General features: G+C 34.1%; 9 protein-coding genes. 1 reads left to right on the top strand and 8 read right to left on the bottom strand.

The window, feature by feature from the left end; genetic code table 11:
- Window positions 1-186: 186 nt before the first annotated feature.
- The 6 genes from hisS to rpsF form a co-directional block, all read right to left on the bottom strand.
- On the bottom strand, window positions 187-1,557 hold the full coding sequence (gene hisS / locus ACFQ0I_RS07430; protein ID WP_379940853.1) for a histidine--tRNA ligase: 1,371 nt from the start codon (window positions 1,555-1,557) through the stop codon (window positions 187-189).
- Between the two features lie 203 nt (window positions 1,558-1,760).
- Complete coding sequence (locus ACFQ0I_RS07425; RefSeq protein ID WP_379940851.1) at window positions 1,761-2,231, bottom strand: DUF6495 family protein; 471 nt, start codon at window positions 2,229-2,231, stop codon at window positions 1,761-1,763.
- A 174-nt stretch (window positions 2,232-2,405) separates the two neighbouring features.
- Complete coding sequence (locus ACFQ0I_RS07420) at window positions 2,406-5,555, bottom strand: TonB-dependent receptor (protein ID WP_379940849.1); 3,150 nt, start codon at window positions 5,553-5,555, stop codon at window positions 2,406-2,408.
- A gap of 149 nt (window positions 5,556-5,704) precedes the next feature.
- The gene (rplI, locus tag ACFQ0I_RS07415) at window positions 5,705-6,154 is read right to left on the bottom strand and encodes a 50S ribosomal protein L9 (protein ID WP_379940847.1); all 450 of its coding nucleotides are present in this window, start codon (window positions 6,152-6,154) and stop codon (window positions 5,705-5,707) included.
- 15 nt (window positions 6,155-6,169) lie between these two features.
- A complete protein-coding gene (gene rpsR / locus ACFQ0I_RS07410) occupies window positions 6,170-6,469 on the bottom strand; it encodes a 30S ribosomal protein S18 (RefSeq protein ID WP_379940845.1) in 300 nt (99 codons plus the stop codon).
- Between the two features lie 2 nt (window positions 6,470-6,471).
- Window positions 6,472-6,810 carry a 30S ribosomal protein S6 gene (gene rpsF, locus ACFQ0I_RS07405; RefSeq protein ID WP_379940843.1) on the bottom strand — a complete coding sequence of 113 codons (339 nt, stop codon included), beginning with the start codon at window positions 6,808-6,810 and terminating at the stop codon, window positions 6,472-6,474.
- Window positions 6,811-7,023: 213 nt separating this feature from the next.
- Here rpsF and ACFQ0I_RS07400 point away from each other — a divergent pair, with 213 nt between their 5' ends.
- On the top strand, window positions 7,024-7,719 hold the full coding sequence (locus tag ACFQ0I_RS07400) for a LytR/AlgR family response regulator transcription factor (protein ID WP_379940841.1): 696 nt from the start codon (window positions 7,024-7,026) through the stop codon (window positions 7,717-7,719).
- A gap of 17 nt (window positions 7,720-7,736) precedes the next feature.
- Here ACFQ0I_RS07400 and priA read toward each other — a convergent pair whose 3' ends face one another.
- Both priA and ACFQ0I_RS07390 read right to left on the bottom strand, forming a co-directional pair.
- Window positions 7,737-10,187, bottom strand: a complete 2,451-nt coding sequence (priA, locus tag ACFQ0I_RS07395; protein WP_379940839.1) for a replication restart helicase PriA — start codon at window positions 10,185-10,187, stop codon at window positions 7,737-7,739.
- 3 nt (window positions 10,188-10,190) lie between these two features.
- Window positions 10,191-11,132, bottom strand: coding sequence for a YihY/virulence factor BrkB family protein (locus ACFQ0I_RS07390; RefSeq protein ID WP_379940838.1), 942 nt, complete (start codon window positions 11,130-11,132; stop codon window positions 10,191-10,193).
- Window positions 11,133-11,222: the final 90 nt, after the last annotated feature.

Genomic DNA, 11,222 nt, shown 5'->3' with positions numbered 1-11,222 from the left:
AGCCCCGTGCAATTAGACTATTAAGAATTAATAAACTTTAATCACACTAAATACATAAAGAGATACAAAATCTAATAAAGTATTGGTAAAATAATTATTTGAGTTAGTCACTTTAAAATATAATTATGTATTTCAGCAATACTTTGTAAAAAGTCCTAATCCAATATATTTGGCTTAGGGCTTTTCTTATTTAAGCTGTTTTATCAAACGCTCCAAAGATACTTTTTCCTGTTCGCCAGATATCATATTCTTTAGGGTATATAGGTTAGATGTCATTTCCTCCTCGCCTACTAAAACCACAAAAGGAATGGCACGCTTATTTGCATGATTCATTTGTTTTTTCATCTTATCAGCTTCTGGATATAATTCTGTATTTACACCTTCAGAACGCAATTTTTTAATTGCTTTTAAACAGAATAGCGCTTCTTTATCTCCAAAATTAATAAACAAAACTTCGACGTTTTTATTAACTGCTTCTGGAAACAAGTTTAATTCTTCAAGCACTAAATAAATACGATCTAAGCCAAAACTAATACCTACACCGCTTACATTGTTAAGTCCGAAAATACCAGTTAAATCATCGTAACGTCCGCCGCCACCAATAGATCCCATCTGCACAGTTTTTGGTGCTGCGACTTCAAAGATAGCCCCCGTGTAATAATTTAAGCCTCTTGCTAAAGTAACATCCAATTGCAAACTGGCCGTAGCTAATCCTAATTCGGATATAGCTTCATTTATAAAAGCCAATTCTTCAATACCTTTTTTACCTTCTTCAGAAGACGATAAAATCGATTTTAAACTTTCTATTTGAGATTCAAAAGAACCCGATAAATTAAAAAGTGGTTGCAGTTTTGAAATTCCTTCCATCGAAATTCCTTTAGAAAGCATTTCTTCCTTCACCTTATCTTCACCAATTTTATCAAGCTTATCAAGTGCCACCGTAAAATCTATTAATTTATCGCTCGCGCCTATTACCTCAGCAATGCCAGATAAAATTTTACGATTATTAATTTTAATAACAACACCTTCCAGTTTTAAGGCTGAAAATACCGTGTCATACAACTGCAAAAACTCCACTTCTTGCCAAAGCGATTTGCTACCAACCACATCGGCATCACATTGATAAAATTCTCTAAAACGACCTTTCTGCGGACGGTCTGCACGCCATACAGGCTGTATTTGATAGCGTTTAAAAGGGAATTCTATCTCACTTTGGTGTTGTACCACATAACGTGCAAATGGCACCGTTAAATCGTAGCGCAATGCTTTTTCTGAAATACTGGCCGTTAATTTATTAGAATCCTTTTCCTCGTAAGCCTGTGCATCCGATTTAGATAAATAATCGCCAGAATTCAATATCTTAAATATCAACCTATCGCCTTCATCACCATATTTTCCCATAAGCGTTTCAGAGTTCTCGAAACTTGGTGTTTCAATAGGTTGAAAGCCAAAAGTTTCGAAAGCAGCTTTAATGGTATTAAAAATATAATTGCGCTTTGCTACCTGTTCTGGATTAAAATCTCGGGTACCTTTCGGGATGCTTGGTTTTTGAGCCATAATAACTTCCTGCGAAGGCAGGAATCTTTTAATTAATGAAATTTAATTTTGATAATCCCACATCCCACGATCACCTTAGTGATTGTATGATGCGGAACCGCAAAAATAAGAGTTTAAATTGAAATTTAGCTGCGCCAAGCGGTAAAGACTCTATGCTTAACCCAAATAATACAAAAAAAATAGGACCATGTTTACAACTTCTACTAATTTATCAAGCCATCAAAATACTTAAACAACTCCCCTTTTGTAATAGAGGCGCCTTGTTCAATCATTTTAAATTTATCTAAATTTTTATCTTCTGTATAAGGTTTATCTGCTTGTAAAAACTCGACACGCTCATCCATTAAATTTTCACGTAACCAATCATATCCTTCTTGGGTCGTAATATCAACCTCAGGATTTTTCACGTTTATTACAATTGCTTTCATTTTCTTTTTTCCTAAACGGAATAAATAAATGTGTTGCGCCGAAAAATGCTCTAAAAATTCTGCTTTATTTAAAACCCCTTCCCAAATTAAATCGCTAAACACGTCCAACTCCATTTCTGCCAATTCTGGTTTATTTGCTTTTAGGTTTGCCCACTCATCGGCGGTAACCGATTGGGTTGCTAAAAAGTTAATAAACTCTTGGTGTAATTCTTCAAATTGCTCTTTAGTTAATCTTCTGTATTTCATAGTATTTTTACTTGGGCGTTTTAACACGCTTTCCGCTGTATCTTTTGTTTTACAATGTTTTTCAAATGCAAAAAACGTCATCACAAAAACAAAAGGATGCCGCTTCAATCGTTAACGCAAAAAAAATGCGCCCCACAACGGAGCGCAAATTTAATAATTTATATACTATTTTGTTTAGAAAATGTAGCGTAATCCAACCTGTGCTTGCCATCTCGATAACAAACTGGTATCGTAACCAAAGGTTTTGGTTTGGCTTGTATTAAAGCTATAAGTTGGTGTTCCTGTACCATCTACACTCACAGCAATAGGTTGCACATTATTTGGTTGCTGCACTATTCCCCAATCTGAGTTAATTAAATTTCCAATATTTAACACATCAATACTAAACTGTATGGTATTTGTTTTTGTGTCAGACACTTTAACATTGTAATCTTGTAAAAACTTCACATCCCATTTTCCTCTCCAAGGCGCAAGTGCACCGTAACGCTCTGCATAATCTCCTCTTCTACCATTTAAATAATCGTCTTGTGCAATGTAATTATTAAAAGCCGTTCTTTGAGCAGTTCGCTCTGCCGCATTTCCAGCAAAATTCATTAAGGTAATATCTTCTGATGTTGGAATATAAATTAAATCGTTAATACCCGAGCCATCACCATTTATATCGCCACCGTAGGTGTAATTAAAACGTGCACCTTGTGCATATTCAAAAAATGTAGATATGGTAGTAGACCATTTGTCGTTGCCATAATCCCATTTTTTACTAGCTACACCAATAATACGGTGTTTATCGCCATATTTAGAATGCGATAACACATCGGCATTTACATTACCCAAAGCAGGATTACCGTTAAAGGCATCGCCGGTAATTTCTGCTTCTATAGAGTTCACATCTTTAGCATCTAAAAAACTATATGCTAGCATGGTATAAATACCATTATCGAATGTTTTTTGAGCTTTTAAAGAAGCATTCCAAATACGTCCTTTATTAGAATTTGTCATTACATAAGCATTCGCATTGGTAACATCGCCCCATGGTAGTGTCGCTTTGGCATGATCGCCATCGCCATAAATAGCTCTGTTATCTACACCTTGCAAAGTACTTGTTGGTTTATTTAACCCCCAGTTTTGTACATGAATTCCATTAACATCTTTCGTATAAGAAACATCGGCCGTTAAAATAATACCGTTTTCTAATTTTCTATCTAATCCTAAATTGGTTCTCCATACTTGCGGAAATTTAAAATCAGGATCAACCGCTTGGTAGAAAAATATATCGACACCACTTAATTGATTTCCAATCCATACAAAAGGAAAACGCCCTGTAAATAAGCCAGAACCTCCTCTAAATTGTAAAGTACTGTCACCATTGGCATCATAATTAAATCCGACTCTTGGAGATAATAACCAATCGTTATTTGGCATTTGTGTTGAATCTATCAATAAAGATTCTCCGGTATCAGGATTGATATATTCGGTTTCTGGCAAATAAATTTCACCATTATCGGTATCAATAAATTTTTGGGCATTTTCAGCGGTATTAAAAAACAAAGGCTTATCGAAACGCAAACCATAGGTTAATTTAAATTTATCTGAAACATTCCATTCATCCTGTAAATAGAACGCTAACTGACCAACGTTAGTTTCAGACAATAACCAACCACCATCAACACCTTCTCCTAATGCATTTTTAGTATTATATATCGCTTCAGCACCGGCAAAATCGTAATTGGCGGCATTAAAATCGGCAATATCAACATTCCCAAATACATCAAAACCATAACCTTTTAAATTAAAAGAATTCGCAAATTGAAATTTTTCAAAAGATGTACCAATGGTAAATGTATGATCGCCTGCAAAGAAATTTAAATTGTCTGTAAACTGAAATACTTTTTGGTCTAATTTATTGTTAATGGAAAACGGTTCATGTCCTGCAATTATATATGGCGATCCGTCTTTATATATATTTATAACTGGTGCAGGCGTAGAAAACGGTGTTCTAAAATCATCAAAATGTGTGTAACCAATTTGCAATTTATTGGTTGATGTTTCCGATAAAGTTGAATTTAACTCCAACTGAACAGAATTTAGGTTATTATTTATTTCGTACCCTGAATTTTGAAATTGTAAGGTCGATGCATCTGGTCCTCTTAAATTTATCGCAGAAGGGTGCGCTGGCTTTTCTTTTGAAGCCTTCAAGAAATTATAGATAATCGCCAAACGGTTATTATCATTAATATTCCAATCTATTTTAAAAATACCTTTGGTAGATTCTGATGCATGTGTAAAACCTTCATAAGCCCCAGGATCGTAGCCAACAGCAAGCAATGCATCTTTCACAGCAATTAAATCGCTCTCTAAAACTCGAGATTCTGTTATACCACCAGAACCCGTATTAGGCGTCCAGCCATTTGTACCTAAATCGTCACGCTCATCTTTTTCAAAATTGGCAAAGAAGAATAATTTATCCTTTAAAATAGGTCCGCCTATACTAACACCATATTGTGTCTGGTTTAAATCTGGTCTGGCAACCGTTTCTCCTTTAATCTTTTTACCAGTCATTTCTTCATTTCTTGTAAACCCATAAACGGTTCCATGAAATTCGTTCGTACCACTTTTGGTAACTGCGTTAACCGATGCGCCTGTAAATCCAGACAATGTTACATCATAAGGTGCGGTAGAAACTTGAATTTGCTCAATTGCATCTAACGAAACAGGCTGTGCACCTGTTTGTCCACCAGGGGTTGCGGCATCTAACCCAAAAGGGTTGTTAAAAATCGCCCCATCTAATGAGAAATTATTGAACTGATCGTTTCTTCCTCCAAAAGAACCGCCACTAGCCGTAGGTTCTAATCGTGTAAAATCGGACTGTGATCTTGAAATGGTAGGTAAGCGCGTTAATTCACGTCTACCAACATTTGTTGAGGCGCCTGTGCGGTCGCTGCCAAATGTACCTGTTCCTGAAGTGCCCTGAATTACAACCACATCTAATTGTTGACTATCTGAAACCAAGACAATATCAAGATTCTCGGTTTTACCTAATGTTAAATACACGTCGTTAAAAGTCTGACTTTGGTATCCTATAAAACTTATTGAGACGGTGTAAGGACCACCAACTCTTAAATTTAACAAATTAAATCTGCCGTCAATATTAGTAGATGCCCCGTATTTTGTCCCTGTTGGAGTGTGTATGGCAACTACGTTGGCTCCGGGAAGCGGTTCTGAAGTCTCATCTAAAATGAGGCCTTTGATGTTAGACGTTGTTACTTGCGCAAACGCAAACAACCCGACAAACAGAAATAAAAATAAAAAGTAATTTTTTTTCATGCGGATATAGTTGTTTAGAGTTAGTATGCTAAAAAATTGTTTATTATGCTGTTAGCACAACATGCTATTGAACAAATGTAGTGCAAAAAAAAACCACTCAAAAGAGTGGTTTTAGATTTTTAAAAGCTTTTATTAACTTTTTGTTAATATTACTCAGCAGCTTGTGCTATAACTTCGAATTCTAAATCTACTGTTACTTCTCTGTGTAAACGTACAACCGCTGTATATTTTCCGGTACGTTTGATAGTTGTAACTGTAATGAATTTTTTATCAATTGATTGACCTTCTTTCTCTAAAGCAGCAGCAACATCGATATTATTTACTGAACCAAATAATTTATCGCCAGCGCCAACTTTTGCAGCTATTTTAATTTCTAAAGCTTTAATAGCCTCAGCAATTTTGTTAGCCTCGTCAACTATTTTCTTTTCTTTATAAGCTCTTTGCTTTAAGTTTTCTGCTAATACTTTTTTAGCAGAAGCAGTAGCCATAATAGCTTGTCCTTGCGGAATTAAAAAATTTCTACCATAACCGTTCTTAACTGTTACAACATCGTCTTTAAATCCTAAATTTTCAACGTCTTGTTTTAATATAAGTTCCATTGTTATCGGTATTTTTTATTTTAATAAATCTGCTACGTAAGGCATTAAAGCTAAATGACGTGCTCTTTTTACGGCAACCGACACTTTTCTTTGATACTTTAACGAAGTTCCTGTTAAACGTCTTGGTAAAATTTTACCTTGCTCATTTACAAACTTTAATAAGAAATCTGGATCTTTATAATCGATATATTTAATACCAGACTTTTTAAAACGACAATATTTTTTCGTTTTGTTTGTATCAATATTTAGCGGAGTTAAATATCTAATTTCTCCGTCTTTTTTTCCTTTAGATTGTTGTTCTATTGATGTTGCCATGGTTACGCTTTAGCTTTAAGTTTAACTCTTCTTCTCTCTGCCCAAGAAATAGCATGTTTATCTAACGATACCGTTAAATAACGCATAAAACGCTCATCACGTCTAAACTCTACTTCTAAAGTATTAACTACATCACCAGCAACGGTGTATTCAAAAAGGTGGTAAAAACCACTTTTCTTGTTTTGAATTGGATATGCTAATTTTTTAAGCCCCCAATCTTCTTTGGCTACCATCTTAGCTCCGTTAGAAACAAGAAAATCTTCGTATTTCTTTACTGTTTCCTTTATCTGATCTTCAGATAAAACGGGATTTAAGATGAAAACAGTTTCATAATGATTCATAAAAATCGTGTTTATTGTTAAAAATGGGTGCAAAAATAGTTATTAAATACATACAAAACAACTATATTTAACAGTTAATTTTATCATATATTTGGCTTAGTAAAAAACAAATGTTAATATTTTGTTAAATTTTGCAGTTTAACGATGTTTTTTGGTTTTTAGCCGAATTTTTTGTACTATTGTCGATATCTTAACCGAAATAATATAAATGTTATGACTTTAAACTGTGTAGTAGTAGACGATTCAGCAATACAACGTCTCTCCATTGTTAAGTTAGTAGAGAATCACCCCGCTCTTAACTTAATTGCAGAGTACAGTAGTGCTTTAGAAACCAAGAATGGTTTAAACAACAATCAAGTAGACTTAATTTTCCTAGACATTGAAATGCCAGTGTTAAACGGATTTGAGCTATTAGACGTATTAAACAACAAACCTCAAATTATTTTTGTAACCGGTAAAACAGAGTATGCTTTTAAAGCATTTAACTATGATGCTACCGATTATTTACATAAACCAATTACTAGAGAACGTTTTAATACCGCTGTAGAGAAAGCTCTTGAACAGCACAAATTGACCCAAGACTTTAACGAAGAAGAAGGGGAACATATCTTTGTTAAAAGCAATCTTAAAAAACGTAAAGTTTACATTAAAGACATTAAGTGGATTGAAGCACTTGGCGACTATGTAAAACTCGTTACAGAAGAAAATAGCTTAGTAGTTTTATCTACTATGAAATCTTTTGAAAAAGAATTACCTGAAAACAAATTTTTAAGAATTCACAAATCGTACATCGTGAATCTTGATAAAATTGACAGGTTTAACAGTAAAAATGTTGAAGTTGGTGCTTACGAAATTCCTTTAAGCAGGAATAAAAAAACCCAGCTTGTAGACGCATTAAATAATATTTAAATGTTAACCCAACTAAATTAGAAGTTATCGACATTTAAAATTACCTTAACCGACCTAAAATCTTTAATACTTAAGAAGCTATTGTTCATTTTAATAATAGCTTCTTTTGTTTTCGATAAAGACTGCTTTTTAGGAATTTTAACCAATATGTTTTTATAAAACTGATTTCGTATTCTACCTATTGGTGGCGACTCAGGCCCTAAAATAAAATCGCCAAACACATTTCTTAAAGACGTGGCAAACCAAATTGATGCCGCATCAACCCGGTTGTAATCTTTATGCTTTAAAGTAATTTTAACCTGCTTATAAACAGGTGGATATTTATAATTATAACGATCGTTCATTTGCTCGTTATACATCTCTTTATAATTATTGGTAGAAACCTGTTGTAATATATTATGGTGCGGATTGTAAGTCTGAATCAACACTTTCCCGCGTTCTTCAGTACGTCCTGCCCTACCCGATACCTGCAACATTAATTGAAAACTGCGTTCGTGCGCTCTAAAATCTGGAAAGTTTAGCATGTTATCGGCGTTCATGATGCCAACCAATTTAACATTTCTAAAATCCAATCCTTTTGTTAGCATCTGGGTACCAACCAAAATATCAATCTCTTGCTGCTCTAAGGCCGTAATAATCTTTTCGTAGCCATATTTACCTCGTGTAGTATCCAAATCCATTCTAGCCACATTTTTTTCGGGGAATAACTGCTTCACCTCTTCTTCTATTTGCTCTGTACCAAAACCTTTGTTATCTAAGTCTGGACTGCCACAAGCTTTGCAGGTTTTAGGCATTATTTCTGCAAATCCGCAATAATGACAACGCAATTGATCTCTGTACTGATGATAGGTTAAACTCACATCACAATTAGGGCATTGTGGCGAATGCCCACAGGTATTACATTCTACAATAGGTGAAAATCCCCGACGGTTTTGAAACAATATAATTTGATGTCCGTCTCGCAAAGTCTGGGTCATTTCTTCAAGCAATCGATCGCTAAAATGCCCTTTCATCAACTTCTTTTTCAGCTTGTCTTTAATATCGACCAACTCAATATCGGGCATTAATACATCGTTAAATCGCTTAGTGATTTCAACAAAACCGTATTTATTTTGCTTCGCATTAAAATAACTTTCTAAACTAGGTGTAGCAGATCCTAAAAGTGTTTTTGCCTGATGTATATGTGCTAAAACAATGGCCGTATCGCGTGCATGATAACGAGGCGCCGGGTCAAATTGCTTAAAAGATTGCTCATGCTCTTCATCAACAATTATTAATCCTAAATTATTAAACGGTAAAAATATCGAAGACCTCGCTCCTAAAACGATTTGCGCTTTCGCGGAATTATTTAAAACATTATTCCAAACCTCAACACGTTCGTGCGATGAGTATTTAGAATGAAACACCGAGACCTGTTCGCCAAAATAATTCTGCAATCGTGTAATTAATTGAGCCGTTAGCGCAATCTCTGGCAACAAATACAAGACTTGCTGGTTTTTATTAAGCGCATCTTCTATCAGTTTTACGTAGACTTCTGTTTTACCAGATGATGTAACCCCATGAAGCAACACAACCGACTGTTCTTTAAAAGCCTCTTTTATTTCGTTTAATGCTGTTTTTTGATAGTCGTTTAGATTCTTAGTATTCTCATTATCATCCCCAGAATATTCAACTCTATCGGTTTGTATAAAATATTCTTCGAGTATGCCTTTATCAATCAAAGATTTTATAATAGCAGGTGATGCATCACTTTCCTTTGACAAATCGGCTACTTTTACTGGTTTTTTGGTTGTTGCCGAAATAGAAAATAACGTTAAAATTACCTGATGTTGTTTAGGCGCTCTATGTAAATCATCTAACAGTTTTTGGAGTGCGTTTTCGGAAGCAAAATTGACATGTAGTTTTACATAACGAACCAATTTAGGTTTGTACTTTTCATAAACTTCTTCTTCTACCGAAATTGCTTCTTTTTCTATTAAGCGTTTTATAACAGGAAGTACATTTTTTTTATCTAATATATTAGCAATATCGTGGATTTTTAAAGACGATTGATGCTGTAATGCTTCGTACACCAAAAACTCCTCATCTAGTAAAATAGATTCATCAATAATTTTTGAATTTTTAGTGATGATGGTTTCACTTTCAAGAATAAAGGCGCTTGGCAATGCGGCACGCATCACATCTCCCAAGGTGCACATATAGTAATTAGCAATCCACTGCCATAGTCGAAGTTGTTTTTCGTTTACAATGGGTCCTTCATCTAAAATCTGATGAATTTCTTTGGCCTCATAAGTGTTGGGTGCTTCGGTATGAATTTTTGCAACAATTCCGGTATAAATTTTCGATTTTCCAAAAGGAACCGCCACACGCATGCCCATTTTTAAAAAGTCGTTCTCAGCCGTGGTAATACTATAAGTAAATAACTTTTGAAGTGGTATAGGTATTATAACGTCTATAAAATATGGCATAAACTATCCTCTTTTTCGAAGTTTATTCAAAGATGCATTTAATTCAAACCCCAATAATAAGATATTTGAATTCAACCATAAATAAAACATTAGAATTAATAGTGCACCAATAGAGCCATATAATTTGTTGTATTGTCCGAAATTTTCAATATAAATCCCGAATAAAAACGATAAAATAATAATGAGTATGGTTGTAAATAGCGCTCCAACCGAAAAGAATTTAGAATGTCTGCCTTCTTTTGTTCCAAAAAAATACAAGGTTGCTGTTGCAATATAAACCATAAATACAAAAAACACATATTTAGCCATATTAGCCAAAAAAACGCCTTGCGAATCTACTTGATACCCTCTGCTCTCTAAAGTGGTTACTAATTTTTGAACGATATATATTTGAAAATACCCTAAAACAGCAATGGTTAAAATAAGTAAAAACGCCAAAATTAATGCCACACCTAAAGCGTAGAAATACTGGCGAAATACATTTCGGGTTAATTGTTCGTGGTATGAATTTTCAAATCCTGAAAAAACGGCCTGCACACCATTTGCCATAAGCAAAATAGAAAGTATAAATACGGAAGATAATAAACCGCCTCGCTGTGATTGGTCGATACCTTCAAAAATGCTTTCCATAAAAAAATCGGAAGTTCTTGGAGGTAAAAAGGATTCTAAGAATCTTAAAAATTCAATTTTAAAATCGTCAATCGGTATGTAAGGAATAATGATTAAAACAAATAGCAAAAAAGGAAACAATGCCATAAAAAAACTAAAAGCAATAGAACTTGCTCTGCTTGTTAAAGCACCTTTAACAATACCAGTTACATATAGTTCTAATAAATCGTAAAACGATAAACCCTCAAGTCCCGGTAATTTTATTCGCTTAAAAAAACGCATTAAAACACTAATAACCGGAATAGTATCTAGTTTTTCTTTAAGGGGTTTTGCCATTAATAATTTGCATTAATATTTATAGCAAAGTTATTAAAATTAAGTGCGATTTTAGTTTAAAAAAGTAATTAAACAACCATGGGTTAAAAA

Origin of the sequence: Mariniflexile aquimaris, assembly GCF_042676825.1 — a bacterium.
GTDB lineage: Bacteria > Bacteroidota > Bacteroidia > Flavobacteriales > Flavobacteriaceae > Mariniflexile > Mariniflexile aquimaris.
The sequence above is the reverse complement of the archived record's forward strand: the minus strand, read 5'-3'. Positions and strand labels throughout refer to the sequence as shown.